12 protein-coding genes and 1 tRNA gene are annotated in these 14876 nt (G+C 65.5%); 4 read left to right on the top strand and 9 right to left on the bottom strand.

Translation table 11 applies throughout. From position 1 onward, the window contains the following. A complete protein-coding gene (locus ACEN2S_RS02005; RefSeq protein ID WP_441861674.1) occupies positions 1–1050 on the bottom strand; it encodes an ornithine cyclodeaminase in 1050 nt (349 codons plus the stop codon). Beyond that, positions 1047–1979 (bottom strand): arginase, encoded by a 933-nt coding sequence (gene rocF, locus ACEN2S_RS02000; RefSeq protein WP_441861671.1) that lies wholly within the window; start codon positions 1977–1979, stop codon positions 1047–1049. The genes ACEN2S_RS02005 and rocF overlap by 4 nt, the downstream gene beginning before the upstream one ends. Before the next feature lie 286 nt (positions 1980–2265). Between rocF and ACEN2S_RS01995 the strand changes: the two genes are divergently transcribed. Beyond that, on the top strand, positions 2266–2472 hold the full coding sequence (locus tag ACEN2S_RS01995) for a cold-shock protein (RefSeq protein ID WP_441861668.1): 207 nt from the start codon (positions 2266–2268) through the stop codon (positions 2470–2472). A gap of 223 nt (positions 2473–2695) precedes the next feature. Here ACEN2S_RS01995 and metG read toward each other — a convergent pair whose 3' ends face one another. Further along, a complete protein-coding gene (metG, locus tag ACEN2S_RS01990; protein ID WP_441861665.1) occupies positions 2696–4414 on the bottom strand; it encodes a methionine--tRNA ligase in 1719 nt (572 codons plus the stop codon). A gap of 85 nt (positions 4415–4499) precedes the next feature. Beyond that, positions 4500–5720, bottom strand: a complete 1221-nt coding sequence (locus tag ACEN2S_RS01985; protein WP_441861663.1) for an MFS transporter — start codon at positions 5718–5720, stop codon at positions 4500–4502. A gap of 349 nt (positions 5721–6069) precedes the next feature. Between ACEN2S_RS01985 and ACEN2S_RS01980 the strand changes: the two genes are divergently transcribed. Continuing rightward, a tRNA-Leu gene (locus tag ACEN2S_RS01980) sits at positions 6070–6153 on the top strand. 173 nt (positions 6154–6326) lie between these two features. Here ACEN2S_RS01980 and ACEN2S_RS01975 read toward each other — a convergent pair. The 5 genes from ACEN2S_RS01975 to ACEN2S_RS01955 all read right to left on the bottom strand — a co-directional run bounded on the left by ACEN2S_RS01975 (position 6327) and on the right by ACEN2S_RS01955 (position 12927). After that, the gene (locus ACEN2S_RS01975) at positions 6327–7640 is read right to left on the bottom strand and encodes a sigma-54-dependent transcriptional regulator (RefSeq protein ID WP_441861661.1); all 1314 of its coding nucleotides are present in this window, start codon (positions 7638–7640) and stop codon (positions 6327–6329) included. Continuing rightward, positions 7640–9400, bottom strand: coding sequence for a sensor histidine kinase (locus ACEN2S_RS01970; protein ID WP_441861658.1), 1761 nt, complete (start codon positions 9398–9400; stop codon positions 7640–7642). Before ACEN2S_RS01970 ends, ACEN2S_RS01975 begins: the two co-directional genes overlap by 1 nt. Before the next feature lie 72 nt (positions 9401–9472). Continuing rightward, on the bottom strand, positions 9473–9832 hold the full coding sequence (locus ACEN2S_RS01965) for a DUF1850 domain-containing protein (RefSeq protein ID WP_441861655.1): 360 nt from the start codon (positions 9830–9832) through the stop codon (positions 9473–9475). Beyond that, positions 9829–11901 carry a TRAP transporter permease gene (locus ACEN2S_RS01960; RefSeq protein ID WP_441861652.1) on the bottom strand — a complete coding sequence of 691 codons (2073 nt, stop codon included), beginning with the start codon at positions 11899–11901 and terminating at the stop codon, positions 9829–9831. The genes ACEN2S_RS01965 and ACEN2S_RS01960 overlap by 4 nt, the downstream gene beginning before the upstream one ends. A 66-nt stretch (positions 11902–11967) precedes the next feature. After that, entirely contained in the window at positions 11968–12927 is a 960-nt protein-coding gene (locus tag ACEN2S_RS01955) for a TAXI family TRAP transporter solute-binding subunit (protein ID WP_441861649.1), read from the bottom strand. 537 nt (positions 12928–13464) lie between these two features. Between ACEN2S_RS01955 and ACEN2S_RS01950 the strand changes: the two genes are divergently transcribed. Further along, positions 13465–13911 (top strand): RrF2 family transcriptional regulator, encoded by a 447-nt coding sequence (locus ACEN2S_RS01950; RefSeq protein WP_441861646.1) that lies wholly within the window; start codon positions 13465–13467, stop codon positions 13909–13911. Further along, positions 13912–14811, top strand: a complete 900-nt coding sequence (locus tag ACEN2S_RS01945; protein WP_441861643.1) for an NAD(P)/FAD-dependent oxidoreductase — start codon at positions 13912–13914, stop codon at positions 14809–14811. The last annotated feature ends 65 nt before the right edge of the window (positions 14812–14876 follow it).

The following is a 14876-nucleotide window of genomic DNA, read 5'->3' as shown; positions in this document are numbered from 1 at the left end:
TTACTGCGCGCGCATCAGCATCCCGAACAGATCGCGCGGATCATCGGGGTCGGCAACCATGTCCAGATCCTGATAAAAGCCCGAGCCCTTGAGCTGCCCCAGCACATAGCGCAAAGCCGAGAAATCCTCGATCGCAAAGCCGACGCCGTCGAACAGCGTCAGCTGCGCGGCACTCTTGCGGCCCGCCTTGCTGCCGGTGATCACCTCCCAAAGCTCGGTCACCGGATGGTCGGGGGCGAGCTGCTGAATTTCGCCCTCGATCCGGGTCTGATCGGGGTATTCCACAAAGATTTCCGCGCGGTGCAGGATGGCGGGCGCGAGTTCGGTCTTGCCCGGGCAATCGCCGCCAATCGCGTTCAGATGCACCCCGGCCCCAACCATATTGTCCGTCAGGATCGTCGCATTGCGTTTGTCGGCGGTGCAGGTGGTGATGATCTGCGCCCCCTCCATCGCCGCCTCGGCGCTGTTGCAGGCGGTGACTGTCAGCCCGCTGCCCGCCAGATTGGCCGCGCATTTCGCGGTGGCGGCGGGGTCAATGTCATACAGCCGCACTTCTGTGATGCCGCAGACGGCCTTGAAGGCCAGCGCCTGAAACTCCGACTGCGCGCCATTGCCGATCAGCGCCATGACACGGGCGCCCTTCGGCGCCAGATGCCTGGCCGCCATCGCCGAGGAGGCGGCGGTGCGCAGCGCGGTCAACAGCGTCATCTCAGACAACAGCAGCGGATAGCCTGTCGCCACATCGGCCAGAAGGCCAAAGGCGGTGACCGTCTGCAGCCCTTCATGCGCGTTTTTCGGATGGCCATTCACATATTTAAAGCCATAGGTCTCACCGTCCGAGGTCGGCATCAGCTCGATCACCCCCACCTCGGAATGGCTCGCCACCCGCGGGGTTTTGTCGAATTCCGGCCAGCGGTGGAAATCGGCCTCGATCTCATCGGCCAGCGCTACGAGCATCTGTTCAAGCCCGATGTGATGCACCAGACGCATCATATCGGCCACCGAAACAAAGGGCACCATCGCCAGCCGGGAAGGTTGCAACGTCATCATCCGAAACTCCGGGTCGGTCGGTCAAAGACCTTTCGGCCCATCAACGAGCCGACAAGATCCACCATCAGGCGCGCGGTGCGGCCCCGTTCATCTAGGAAAGGGTTCAGCTCGACCAGATCGAGTGAGGTGACAAGACCGCTTTCATGCAGCATTTCCATCACCAGATGCGCCTCGCGGAAGGTGGCACCGCCGGGCACCGTGGTGCCGACCGCGGGCGCAATCGCCGGATCGAGGAAATCGACATCCAGCGAGACATGCAGGAGCCCGTTCACCGCGCGCACCTTATCGAGGAACTCGCGCAGGGGGGCGACGATACCGCGCTCATCCAGCACCCGCATGTCGTTGATGGCGATGTCATGCATCAAGAGGCCCGCATGTTCTGCCGGATCGACCGAGCGGATGCCGAACATGCAAATATTCTCTGCCGGCACCGGGGCGGGGAAGGGCGGGAAGACGTCAAACCCCGCGCGCCCGACGATATAGGCCACTGGCGTGCCATGCAGATTGCCGGAGGTGGTGGTCTCGATCGTGTGGAAATCGGAATGCGCATCAAGCCAGAGCACGAACAGCGGCCGCCCCGTCCCGGCCGCGTGCCGCGCGACCCCGGCGACAGTCCCAAGCGCCAGCGAATGATCCCCGCCCATGAACATCGGCAGCCCCGCCGCCATCGCGTCCTCGGCGGCATCTGACAGCGCCGCCGTCCAGCCCAAAGTCTCCGCCAGATGATGCACGGCGGGATTGGCGCAAACCGGAGCCTCCAGCGCGCGCGGCGCGACATCGCCCCGGTCTTCGACGCTGTGACCCAGATCCTGAAGTGTCTGCGCCAGCCCCGCGACGCGATAGGCGGCAGGGCCCATCAGACAGCCGGGACGGCGTTGGCCGGAATCGACCGGGGCACCGATCAGAATGCAATGCTTATGCGTGTTCATGGGAACTCCTTTGCGCCGATCTTTCCGGGGCCGACTGGCAGTTGGAAGCGAAAATTGCAGCAAAATGCGCGGTGCTTCGCTCATTTTGGATATCAATTCGGCCAGTATGCGCAGGTCGGGCGGAATTTCCAAATCCATCTTGCGCTTTGAACACCGCGCCCCCATATCTTTCGCGCGACGTTACCTCTATCGACCCGCTGTTCCGTGATCGGCCAGACCTTCGATTTTGCACTGACCGAGCCGGGCCGCCACATACCGTGGGCGGCATTGATAGGAGTATATCACGATGGCTACTGGCTCCGTGAAATGGTTCAACACCACCAAGGGTTTCGGCTTCATCGCTCCCGATGGCGGCAAAAAAGACGTTTTCGTGCACATTTCGGCGGTTGAACGCGCTGGCATCCGTGCGCTGGACGACGGTCAGAAGGTGTCGTTCGACATCGAGACCAGCCGCGACGGCCGTGAATCGGCGACCAACCTCGCGCTGCTCTGATTTCTTCAGAGAGATGAATTCTGAACGGGGTGGACGCAAGTCTGCCCCGTTTTCATATCGCGCGCGGGGCGGGGAACGTGCAGGGGGCCGTCTGCCCCCTCGGGGCTGCGCCCCTCACCCCCGAGGATATTTTGAACGAAGCAAATCGTGCGGTCTTGCTTCGTTCAAAATATCCCGGGGGGAGCCGCAGGCGGGGGGCAGCGCCCCCCTTCGCGATCAGAGCTTAGCTGCGGATGCCCGCAAAGCGTTTTTGCCAGTCTTCGCGCTCTTCATCGGCAATCTTGCGGAACAGCACTTCGGGCGTGGTGAAGGCATGGCCCACCGGCAGGAATTCCAGCGCCGCCGCGACATCGTCGGGCCAGCTGCGGTCGCTGCATTGCATTGATTCCAGCATGTTTGCCGCGGCATCCGGAATGAAGGGCTCGGACAGGATCGCGTAAAGGCGGATCAGGTTCAACGCGAGGCGCGCCTGCGCTGCCGCCTGCGCCGGATCGGTCTTGAACACCGTCCAGGGCGCTGCCGATTGCAGGTATTCGTTGCCCGCCACCCAGATCGCGCGGAGTTCCGCGGCGGCCTTGCGGACCTCTTTTTCGTCCATGAAACCTTCATAGGCGCGGACGCGGGTGGTCAGCTCTTCGGTCAGCGCGGCCTCACGTTCGCCCCAGGCGCCGCCTTCGGGCAGGGCCTCGCCGAATTTCGAGCGGGTGAATTTGGTGATCCGGCTGACAAAATTCCCCAGCACATCGGCCAGATCCTTGTTCACCGAGGTCTGGAAATTCTCCCAAGTGAATTCGCTGTCCGCCGATTCCGGGGCGTGGCTGAGGAGCCACCAGCGCCAGTAATCCGAGGGCAGGATCTCCAGCGCCTGATCCATGAACACACCGCGCCCGCGCGAGGTCGAGAACTGGCCGCCGTCATAGTTCAGGTAGTTGAAGGACTTGATGTAATCGACCAGCTTCCACGGCTCTTCGGAACCCAGAATGGTCGCCGGGAAGCTGAGCGTGTGGAACGGCACGTTATCCTTGCCCATGAACTGGGTATAGGTCACGTCCGCCGCGCCTTTGTCGGTGCGCCACCAGCGCTGCCAATCGGCCTCGCCCTTGCCGTTTGCATCGGCCCATTCCTGCGTGCAGGCGATATATTCGATGGGGGCGTCGAACCAGACGTAGAAAACCTTACCCTCCATCCCCGCCCAAGGCGCACCGTCGAATTGCGCGGGCACGCCCCAGTGTAGGTCGCGGGTGATGCCGCGGTCTTGTAGCCCGTCACCATCGTTCAGCCATTTCTTGGCGATCGAGGTGGTCAGGATCGGCCAATCGCTCTTGCTGTCGATCCAGTCCTGCAATTTGCCGCGCATTTCCGACTGGCGCAGGAACAGGTGTTTCGTCTCGCGCAGCTCCAGATCGGTCGAGCCCGAGATCACCGAACGCGGATTGATCAGATCCACCGGATCGAGCTGTTTCGTGCAATTGTCGCATTGATCGCCGCGCGCAGAGTCAAAACCGCAGTTGGGGCAGGTGCCCTCGATATAGCGGTCGGGCAGGAACCGGCCATCGGCGTTGGAATACATCTGCTTTTCGGTCACTTCGCGGATCAGCCCGGCCTCGGCCAGACGTTTCGCGAAGGCCTGGGTCAGCACGCGGTTCTGCGGGCTGGAGGAGCGGCCGAAATGGTCAAAGGACAGGCGGAAGCCGCGCGCGATTTCCGCCTGAACGGCGTGCATCTCGGCGCAATATTCCTCGACCGGTTTGCCCACCTTGGCGGCGGCGAGTTCCGCCGGGGTGCCATGCTCATCGGTCGCACAGATGAACATCACCTCATGCCCGCGGTCGCGCTGATAGCGCGCGAAAAGATCGGCGGGAAGCTGTGAGCCGACGAGGTTGCCCAGATGCTTGATGCCGTTGATATAGGGAATCGCCGAGGTGATGAGATGCCGTGCCATATGCGCCCTTCCGACCGGTTTTGCGGGGGTTTACCGCGCATCCGGGGTCAATGCCAGAGGGAAGGGCGGCAAAGCGACGCGGGGATTACTCCTCGCGGTCGCGCCGCAACAGCCGCCCGATCTGGAACGAGGTGCGCGGCACCCAGGTGTAGCGGGTGCGCCCCTCGGGGGTGGGGCGGGCCGACATGCGGATCAGGCCAAAGGCCACCAGTGCCAGATGCACCGTCGACAGGAACAGGAACATCGCCGAGGGGCCAAAGGCCTCGATCAGCACCGAGGCGAGGATGGGCGAGGCAATGGCCCCCAGCGCATAGAGGAACATCAGCGCCGCCGACAGCTCAACCCGCTCGGAGTTGTTCGCGAAATCATGGGCATGCGCGGCGGCGACCGAGTAGATGGGCAAGGTGGCAAAGCCAAAGAAAGCGGCGGCGATATAGACCGCCTGATGCCCCGCGCCCGACAGAAAGATGGTCAGCGCCGAAGCCGCCAGCGCCGCGACCGAGAGACCGATCAGCACCGAGCGGCGGTCATAGCGGTCGGCGAGCCAGCCCACGGGCAGCTGCGCAATCCAACCGCCCAGCACATAGAGCGCCAGAAAGGCGGCGATCTGGTCCAGCGTCAGACCGACACCATCGGCATAGACCGGGCCCACGAAGCGGAACGCCGCCCCGGTCACCCCCGACACCACCACCGCCAGCGCCGCCAGCGGCGAGCGGTCCCAGGCGAGGCGGGGCCGCAGGCGGGGGGCGGGGGGCGTTTCCGGCTCGGTGTTGCGGGTCAGCGCCAGCGGCAGCAGCGCGGCGCAGCACAGAATGGCCAGCAGGTTGTAGCTGGCATAGCTTGACGGGGTCAGCACGCCGATCATCAGCTGCGCCCCGAGGCTGGCGCCAATGTCGACGATGCGGTAGCTGGCCATGGCGCGGCCCCGCGTCTCATTGGTGACGCTCGATTGCAGCCAGGCCTCGATCACCGTGTAGCAGCCGGCGACGGCCAGCCCGGTCAGCATCCGCATCACCGCCCAGGCCAGCGGATTGACCAGCATCATATGCGCCGCAATGCCGATGGTGCCCAAGGCTGAAAACGCGGCAAAGCTGCGCACATGGCCCACCGAGCCCATCAGGCGCGGCGCGGCCCAGCATCCGGCGAAAAACCCCAGAAAATGCGCCGATCCCAGCATGCCGACTTCGGTCTTGGCAAAGCCGAGTTTAAGCCCCGAGATCGCATCAAGCGGCGCAACCCCGCCCGAGCCGAGTTGCACGAAAATGACGGCCAGAAAGAGAGCGGTGAAAGAAATGATCAGGCGCATGCGCGGCACGCTAGCCGGGCGTTGCGGCCGGGGATAGATGGTTTCTTCACGGTGCAATGTTTTTGAGCGCTCGCGGCAGGTTGCGCGGTGTATTCGGGGTGAATTGCGGGGGCGGGCCCGCGCGGCGGCGACCCCGTTGCAAGGGCGCGGGGCCCGCAAGAAGCGCTGAAGGTTGCGGCGGCTGTGGTGCATTGGCGGGGCGGCAGATGCAGGGCTTTCTGCCGGGGCCCCGGTAGCCGGGTGCGGCAGGAAAGGGGTGTCTTTCGGGGCAATCTGCGCCACGCTTGTGCCTGCCGGACGCAAATACCGGCTTGAGGGGCGCGCAGGGCAGGCTTATGAAACCTGCGGGGGCCGCTTGCTGAAATGGTAGACAGACCCGACTTAAAATCGGTTGCCTTCGGGCGTGCGGGTTCGAGTCCCGCAGCGGCTACCACCTCACCCTGAAACCCTTTTAAGTCAGCCGCTTGCGGCAAGGCATGGGAAATTGCCTGGAGCCGCTTTTGTGCTCTCGATATGCTTTGGCGGCGCGCGCGGGAGAGGCATCGCCGCCAGCGCTGACGCGCGCGCTGTGGTGTTCATCTCTGCCTGCTCCGGTCACACGCGCCCCTAACCGTCCGAAATGAGCCCATACCGCCGCATTTTATCGTTCAGCGTCCGGCGCGGCAGGCCGAGCGCATCCGCCACCCGCAGCGTGTTGCCGCGATGGCGGTCCAGCGCGGCGGCGATTTCGCGCTTTTCAAACCCGGCAAGCTTTTCGGCCAGAGTCTCCTCCGCAAGCATCGGCACATCATCGCCGCGCCCGTCATAAAGCCCCAGGGCATGGGCCTCTGCTGCGGCCCTGAGTTCGCGGACATTGCCATGCCAGACCCGGTCCTTCAGGTGCTGCATCAGCATGAAGTTCAGCGGTGGATCGGCGCGCCCATAGCGGCGCGCGGCAAGCTGGCTGTAATGCGAAAAGATCAGCGGAATATCCGTGGCCGCCACCCGCAGGTTGGGCGTCTGCAACACCGCACCCGCCAGCCGATAGTAGAGGTCGGGCCGAAAAGTCTGTGCCGCCACAGCCGCCTGCAGATCGATCTTTGAGGTGGCGATCACCCGGATGTTCACCGGCCGCAACCCGTTCTCTCCCAGCCGCTCCACCGCACGTTCTTGCAGGACCCGGAGCAGCTTCGCCTGCAGCGCCAACGGCATCGCCTCTATCTCGTCGAGCAGCAGGGTGCCGCCCTCTGCCGCCTCGAGCTTGCCGGGCCGTGCGGCCCCCGCCCCGGCAAAGGCACCCTCGGCATGGCCGAACATCAGGGTTTCAAACATCGCCTCGGGCAGGGCGGCACAGTTGACGGCGACGAAAGGGGCGGCGGCGCGCGGGCTGCCCGCATGCAGCGCACGTGCCGCCAGTTCCTTGCCGGTGCCCGTCTCGCCGGTGATCACCACGTCCAGATCCAGCGGGGCCAGCGCCGCAATGCCCGCCCGGAAAGCCTGCATGGCGCGGCTTGCGCCCAGAATGGTGGCCGCGGCCCCTTCCGCAATGATCTGTTGCAGCCGGGCGACTTCGGTGCGGGTGGCGCGCGCCGCCAAGGCCCGCGCCACCACAGCCACGAGATGCGACGCATCATAGGGCTTTTCCAGAAAGTCCTCGGCCCCGGCACGGATCGCCTGTACCGCATGGCCGACATCCCCATGCCCGGTCAGCACGATCACCGGCAGATCGCCCGCCCCGGCCTTGATCGCGGTCAGAAGCGCCTGGCCGTCCATATCCGGCATCCGCAAATCGGTGATCAGCAGGTCCGGCGGCGTCTCCATCGCCGCCAAAGCCGCCGCCCCGCCGGAGAAGCCCCGCGCCACATGCCCCGCCGCCTGCATCAGATCGCAGAGCGCTGCGAGGTGATCGGTATCGTCATCCACCACGAACAGAACCGCCATCAGCCTGCCTCCTCCTCTGCGCGGGGCAGGGTCACCCAGGCCTCGGTGCCGACACCTTGCGTTGAGGTGACGGTCAGATCGCCGCCGAATTCGGTCAGGATCGCGGTGGAAATCGCCAGTCCGAGACCCAGCCCCTCACTGTTTGCCTTGGTTGAAAAGAAAGGCTCTGTCACCCGGGACAGCACATCTGCGGCCATGCCCTGACCGGTGTCGCGTACACAAAGCCGCACCTTGTCATCGGCAAATGTCAGCGCGACGCTGATCTGCGCGCCCTCCCGCCCCTCAACCGCGTCCAGCGCATTGAGGAGGAGGTTGACGATCACCTGTTCGACCCGCACCGCGCCTGCCATCACCCGCACCGGCACCGCGGGACCGGTCACCTCCGGCGTGACGCCCACCACCCGTGCCCGCAGCGCTACCAGCTCCAGCGCCGAGGTCAGGACCGGCCTGAGGTCGATCAGCGACAGGCTGCCGGTCTCCTTGCGCCCGAAACTCTTGAGATGTTTGGTCGTGCGCTGCATCCGCCGGATCAGGCCCTTGGCGGTGCTCAGCCGCGTGGCGGTGAGGTCCTGACCCTCCGGCAGCGACAGTTCGGCCGCCGTCAGCGTGGCCTCCATCGCGGCCAAGGGCTGGCTGATTTCATGCACGATCGCGGTGGACATCCGCCCCAGCGCCGCCATCTTCTCGGCATGGATCAGATGTTCTTGCGTGGCGCGCAGATCGGCCTCGGCCTGACGCCGGGCTTCGACCTCACGCGCGAGATCGGCGGTGCGCGCCTCGACCATCGCCTCGAAACGGTCCGATTGTGCCAGCCGCAGGCCGATGATCTGGCGGCGCTGGTCCCAGGCGGTGAACAGGCCCGTCACCAGCAAGGACAGCATGGCGGCCCCCAGCGCCCAGCTGACTGCGCCGCCGGTGATGATTGTCGAGGGTTGCGAGGCCATCAGCTGCCATGTCGTCCCCGACACCGGCGTCAGCCGGGCGACCCAGCCTTTGCCGGCGACATCCGGTCCCGGCACGGCGCGCGGCATCAACGGGTCGGCCTCGGCCAGAACCACGCCGTCATAGGTGCGCGTTGCGGCCAGCTCGGCCAGGGTTTCGGCGGTCAGCGGCGCGAGCGGGTGATAGGTCCAGTCCGGCCGCCCGGACAGGAAGATCACACCAAAGGCATCAATCAGCGCTACGGCGGCGCCCGCACTGCGCCAGGTGTTTTGCAACGGGCGCAGGTCGATCTTGACCACCAGCACGCCCTGCATCGCTCCCGCCGTCACCCGGGTCGACAGGAAGAAACCCGGCACCCCGGTGGTGACGCCGATGGCGTAGAACTGCCCGCGGCCCGTCGCCATCGCCTGCCGGAAATAAGGGCGAAACCCGTAGTCATGCCCCACAAAACTGCCGTCGCGGTTCCAGTTCGAGGCGGCGATCGTGCGCCCCTCGGCATTGATCAAAAACAGCTCCATCGCCCCGGCATGGCCCGCCACCGCCTCAAGATAGCGGTTCGCCTCGCCAAGCGCGCGGGGGTCGAGCAGCGCGGCCTTGATCCGCGCATCCTCGCCCGCGACATCGGGCAGGGCGCGAAAGCGGTCAATCTCGGCCTGTACCGCGCGCGCGGTGAGCAGGAGCGACTGGTCCAGCTCGGCCTGCACCCGCGCGGTGATCCAGCGCTCGGCCAGCATCCAGACCAGCGTTGCCGCCACCACGGCGGTGATGAAGGGCAAAAGCACCGACATCAGCGGCCCGATCCCTGTCCTGCGTGCCAAATCCACCTGTCCCGGTTTGTGCTGTGGGGGCAGTGTGGCCAAAGCGGTCCGGGATGAAAAGCGCAAAGCCGTTCACCCCGGGCAGGGGGCGAGGCGGATGGGCGCGCCCGCGCTCTGCCCGATCTCGGTGCAGGTGGCACCATCGCAGATCTGCCAGCCACCGCCGGTCGCCCCGGAGGCGGCCAGCTCCAGCGCGGGCAGGCGGCGGTCGGTCTGCCAGACCCACCAGCCGTCCTGCAAGACCGCGCTGTCGTCCGGCTCCATCCCCGCGCCGGAGCCTTTGATCCTGGCCCCGGTCAGGTGCAGCCCGTCCGCCGCGATCTGCCAGCTTTCGACCCATTCGACCTTTTCGACCGAATGCGTCCAGTGCAGGGTGAAGGCGGGGTGGCTCAGCTGCATCAGCACCGCCCCGACCATCAGGCAGGCGCTCATGCCACCGACCGTTTCTGCCAGAGCAGCTGCAGGACAAAGGCGCCGACGAGCACGAATCCGATCAGATCGGTGGAGGGCAATGCCGCCACCAGCGCCGCCGCCGCCAGCATCGCCCCCGCCCGCTGCCACAGCTTGAGCGGTACGCCGAGCCAGCCGATCACCGCCACGCCCCAGAGGCCGATGGCCAGCGCCGCCTTGAGCACGATATAGGCCACCGCCGCCGGATAGCCGATTTCGCTGGCCAGCGGGCCGCCGTCTTGCAGCATCAGCGCCGGGGTATAGACCGCCATGAAGGGGATCACGAACCCCGCCGCCGCAATTTTCACCGCATTCAGGCTGATGGTCAGGCCGCGCTCTTTCGCGATGGGCGCGGCGGCAAAGCAGGCCAGCGCCACCGGCGGCGTCAGATCGGCCAGAATGCCGAAGTAGAACACGAACATATGGCTGACGATCAGCGGCACCCCCAGCGCCAGCAGGGCAGGCCCGGCAATCGAGGAGGTGATGATGTAGTTGGGAATGGTCGGGATGCCCATGCCGAGCACGATACAGGTGACCATGGTCAGGATCAGCGACAGGAACAGGCTGGTTTGCCCGACGCCGACGATGAACTGCCCAAAGGTATTGGCCGCGCCCGTCAGGGTCATCGTCCCGATGATGATGCCTACCAGCGCGCAGGCAATACCCACCGGCAGCGCGGTCTTGGCGCCATCGGCCAGCGCGTCGCGGCAGATCACCAGCGTCTCGCGCCCGCCCTTGTTCAGCGCGCAGACGGCCATCAGCGCCGCCACCGCCGCGATCACCACCCAGATGCCCCATTCGAGAAAGGCCGCCGCGATCAGGCCCAGCCCGATCCAGAACAGGATGCGGATCACGCCTGCGGGCAGCCCCAGCGCCACCGAGGCCCCGAGGATCAGCATCACCGTCAGCCCCAGCCCCACCGTGCCCGCGAACAGCGGTGTGTAGCCCGAGAACAAGAGCCAAACCAGAACCCCGAGCGGCAGCAGCAGGTGCCAGCCCTCGCGCAGCGCCGCGCGCGGCGAGGGGAGTTCGGCCTTGCTCAGCCCGCGCAGGCCCATCCGACCCGCTTCCAGATGCACCATCCAGAAGGCGGCGGCGAAATAGAGGATGGCGGGAATAACGGCGGCCCGCACCACTTCGATATATTCGACGCCGAGGGTCTCGGCCATGATGAAGGCCACGGCCCCCATCACCGGCGGCATCAGCTGCCCGCCCATCGAGGCGGTCGCCTCCACCCCGCCGGCAAAGCCCGCGCTGTAGCCAAAGCGTTTCATCAGCGGGATGGTGAATTGCCCGGTGGTCACCACATTGGCCACGCCCGAGCCGGAAATCGTGCCCATCAGCCCCGAGGCCAGCACCGAAACCTTGGCCGCGCCGCCCTGTCTGTGCCCGACCAGTCCCAGGCTGACATCGGTGAACAGCTTGATCATCCCGGCCTTTTCCAGAAACGAGCCGAAGAGGATGAAAAGAAAGATGAAACTGGAGGAAACATAGGTCGGGATGCCGTAAATCCCCTCGGTGCCATAGGCCATGTGGTCGATGACCTGGCTGAAATCATAGCCGCGATGGTTCAGCGGGCTGGGCAGATACTCGCCCCAGAGGCAATAGGCCAGAAACGCGCCCGCGATCACCGGCAGCGCCGGGCCCATCATCGCCCAGGCCGCGGCAAAGACCAGCAAGAGCGCCAGCACGCCAAAGGCGATGTCGATGGGCAGGGGATCGCCCGCCCGCATCAGCAGCGGCACAAACTCCCACCATTGATAGAGGGCCACCAGAACCCCGGCGAGTGCCGCAGCCCAGGCCAATGCGGCCATCGGCGCGCGTGCCCCGCGCATCAGCGCCAGCAGCGGAAAGCCCAGAAGCATCAGAAAGCCAACATGGATCGCCCGGACGATCTGGCTGGGCATGTCCAGCAGATGCGCGGCGGTCAGGATCTGAAAGGTGGAAAAGGCCACCGCAATCCAGAACAGAAGGCGGCCCTGCGCGCTGGGCGGAAACCCGGCGGCCAAAGGGTCGTGCGGATTGGCTTGCGCCACGGTCTCGGTGGTCATGATCATTCCCCATGAAGATGCGAACGGGCCCGAAAGCCCGCTCACTTCACTCTGAAAGCGTTGATTTTACTTAATGAGTCCGACTTCACGGTAGTAGCGTTCTGCACCCGGATGCAGCGGCACCGGCATGCCGGTCAGCGCATTCTCAAGGCTGATCGCCCCGGCGGCCTTATGGGCGGCGACCAGATCGGGAAGATGCTCGAACATCAGTTTTGTCATCTGATAGACGGTCTCTTCATCGACATCGGCGCTGGTGACAAAGAAGTTGCCCACTGCCAGCGTCGGCACGTCTTCGGTCTGCCCCTCATAGGTGCCCGCCGGGATCGTCGCCGCCAGATAGGGCGCGCCGAGTTTCTCGGCCACCTCGGCGGGGATCGAGACGATGGTCGTGGGGACCGAGGTCGCCAGATCCTTCAGCGAGGCGACGCCAAGGCCCGCCGATTGCAGCGTCGCATCCAGCTGGCGGTTCTTCATCAGCTCGACCGATTCCGCAAAGGGAAGGTATTCGGTCTTGGCCAGATCGGCATAGGTGATCCCCAGCGCCTCCAGAATGCTGCGCGCGTTCAGCTCGGTGCCCGATTTTGCCGCGCCAACCGAGATCGCCTTGCCCTTGAAATCGGCAATCGTCACGATGCCGGAGTCTTTCGAGGCGGCCACCTGAATGTAGTTCGGATAGGCGGCCGAGATGCCGCGGATCTTGTCCAGCGGTTTGGCAAAGCCGACATCGGCATTGCCTTCGGCGGCGTATTTCACCGAATCCCCGAGGGCGATGGCAAATTCACCCTTGCCCTGCTGCAAGAGGTTGAGGTTCTCAACCGAGGCTTTGGTGGCCTGCACCTGCGTGCGCGCCCCTTCGATGCCATCGGCAAAGATCTTCGAGAGCCCGACCCCGATCGGGTAATACACCCCGGAGGTGCCGCCGGTCAGGATGTTGATGAATTGCTCGGCATGGCCCGCGACAGGCGCGGTGACCAGCGCCAGGCCAGCGACGATCGCGCGGAAACCGCGCGGCGAAAAATTGGTCATGTAATCCTCCTCTGCGGGCAAGCTAACCCGCCCATTCTCCCCGCTCTCCTCGCCGGGGTGACCTATGGTGGCACAATGGGGCTGAAACGTGTGCGAAAAACCGCCCCGCGCGGTCAAAAGCGTCGCAACCGGCCGCCAGACCGCTGGCGGTTTTTCGCCACAATGCCGGGCGGTGAGGCCCGGGCGGTGCTTCGGGCAGGTCGGGGGCACTGAACGGGGGGCGCACTGAGGGGGCCGCAGCCTGTCCTCCTCTTGCCCCTTGGTGAGAGAGCGGCAGGTCTGGCCAAAATCCCCGCTCCATCGCGCAACGCGGGATCAGGCTCAGGATGGCCGCGCCGATGTCCGGCACCGCGGCATCAAAGGTTGCAAGGCCGTCTTCAGCACCCGGACATTTGCTCGGGACCCCCATGCAGGCAGTGCAATCGGGGCAATTGCAAAAGGGGCGGGGGGGGGGCGGTGCCGCGCTCCGGCATCCGGCCACCGCATTTCGGCGGTGCAAGCTTGACAGCGTCACCGAATCAGAACTATTGATGTTACATGAAACGTGACAGCCGCCTCTCTTCGGTCCTGCATGCGCTCCTGCATATGGCAGAGCAGGACGGCCCGATGACATCCGATGCGCTGGCAGAATGCCTGTCCACCAACCCTGTCGTCGTCCGGCGCACCATGGGGTTCCTGCGCACGGCCGGGATCGTCGCCTCGGACCGGGGGCATGCGGGGGGCTGGCGCATCACTGCCGACCTTGCCGCCGTCACGCTGCGCCAGCTGCATGACGCCTTGGGCGAACCCGCGCTTTTTGCGGTGGGCAACCGCCATGAGATGCCCGGCTGTCTGATCGAGCAGACGGTCAATGCCGCGCTGGACCAGAGCTTTGCCGAAGCCGAAGCGCTTTTGCTGGCGCGGTTCGCAGAGATCACGCTTGCCGATCTTGCGGCGGATTTTGCCAAACGCCACGCCGCGCGGCGCAACCCGAAAGAGCCTTGAATGACCTATGATGTGATTGTTGTCGGGGGAAGCTATGCCGGAATGGCGGCCTCCCTCCAGCTTCTGCGTGCGCGCAGATCCGTGCTTGTCATTGACGCGGGCCAGCGGCGCAACCGCTTTGCCAGCCGGTCGCATGGGTTTCTGGGGCAGGACGGTGCCGATCCCGCAGCCATTGCCCAGAGCGCACGCCGCCAGCTGGAGGCCTATCCGACGCTGACATGGATTGACGGCGCGGCCGTCTCGGCCACCGGCGCGCGGGATGCATTCGCGGTGGGGTCGGCCGGGGGGCAGCTTCACCAGGGGCGCCGCCTGCTGTTCGCGACCGGTGTCACCGATCTGCTGCCGCAGGTTCCGGGGCTGGCAGAGCGTTGGGGCGTTTCGGTTTTTCACTGTCCCTATTGCCACGGCTATGAGCTGGATCAGGGCCCGATCGGCGTGATCGCGACGGGGCCGATGTCCGCGCATCAGGCAGAGCTTCTGACGGAATGGGGAGACGTTACCTTGTTGACCAACGGGGCTGCGCTGTCGCCCGATCCCGCCGCGCGGCAGGCGCTGGTCGCACGAGGTGTGAGGGTTGAGGAGACCCCGATCACGCAGATTGCGGCCGACGCGGATGTGCGGCTGGCCGATGGCCGGGTGCTGTCCTTCGCCGGGCTCTTCACCGCGAGCCGCGTCACGCCTGCCTGCACGCTGCCTGCGCTGCTGGGCTGTGCGCTCGAAGAGGGGCCGATGGGCCACACCATTGCGGTGGATGCGTCAAAGCAGACCAATGTGCCCGGCGTCTTTGCCTGTGGCGACGTGGCACAGATGCCGCATTCCGTGTCGCTCGCGGTTGGAGACGGTGCGAAGGCGGGCCTGCACCTGCACCGCTCGCTCGTCTGGCCCGGCGCAAGCGGTTGAGGGGCAGGCACCCGATCCCGGTGCCGCGCGCGATGGACTGACCGACGCGGGGTGAGCGGGCCAGG

Origin of the sequence: Phaeovulum sp. W22_SRMD_FR3 (assembly GCF_052113705.1) — a bacterium.
Classification (GTDB): Bacteria; Pseudomonadota; Alphaproteobacteria; order Rhodobacterales; family Rhodobacteraceae; genus JBGQOG01.
The sequence above is the reverse complement of the archived record's forward strand: the minus strand, read 5'-3'. Positions and strand labels throughout refer to the sequence as shown.

Coding starts and splice junctions, on each gene's coding strand:
- ACEN2S_RS01975 (WP_441861661.1), bottom strand. CDS start 7,640: ATGGCGGTTCTGTTCGTGGTGGATGACGATACCGATCACCTCGCAGCG.
- metG (WP_441861665.1), bottom strand. CDS start 4,414: ATGGCACGGCATCTCATCACCTCGGCGATTCCCTATATCAACGGCATC.
- ACEN2S_RS01995 (WP_441861668.1), top strand. CDS start 2,266: ATGGCTACTGGCTCCGTGAAATGGTTCAACACCACCAAGGGTTTCGGC.
- ACEN2S_RS01985 (WP_441861663.1), bottom strand. CDS start 5,720: ATGCGCCTGATCATTTCTTTCACCGCTCTCTTTCTGGCCGTCATTTTC.
- ACEN2S_RS01950 (WP_441861646.1), top strand. CDS start 13,465: ATGAAACGTGACAGCCGCCTCTCTTCGGTCCTGCATGCGCTCCTGCAT.
- ACEN2S_RS01965 (WP_441861655.1), bottom strand. CDS start 9,832: ATGAGCGCCTGCCTGATGGTCGGGGCGGTGCTGATGCAGCTGAGCCAC.
- ACEN2S_RS01960 (WP_441861652.1), bottom strand. CDS start 11,901: ATGACCACCGAGACCGTGGCGCAAGCCAATCCGCACGACCCTTTGGCC.
- rocF (WP_441861671.1), bottom strand. CDS start 1,979: ATGAACACGCATAAGCATTGCATTCTGATCGGTGCCCCGGTCGATTCC.
- ACEN2S_RS02005 (WP_441861674.1), bottom strand. CDS start 1,050: ATGATGACGTTGCAACCTTCCCGGCTGGCGATGGTGCCCTTTGTTTCG.
- ACEN2S_RS01955 (WP_441861649.1), bottom strand. CDS start 12,927: ATGACCAATTTTTCGCCGCGCGGTTTCCGCGCGATCGTCGCTGGCCTG.
- ACEN2S_RS01945 (WP_441861643.1), top strand. CDS start 13,912: ATGACCTATGATGTGATTGTTGTCGGGGGAAGCTATGCCGGAATGGCG.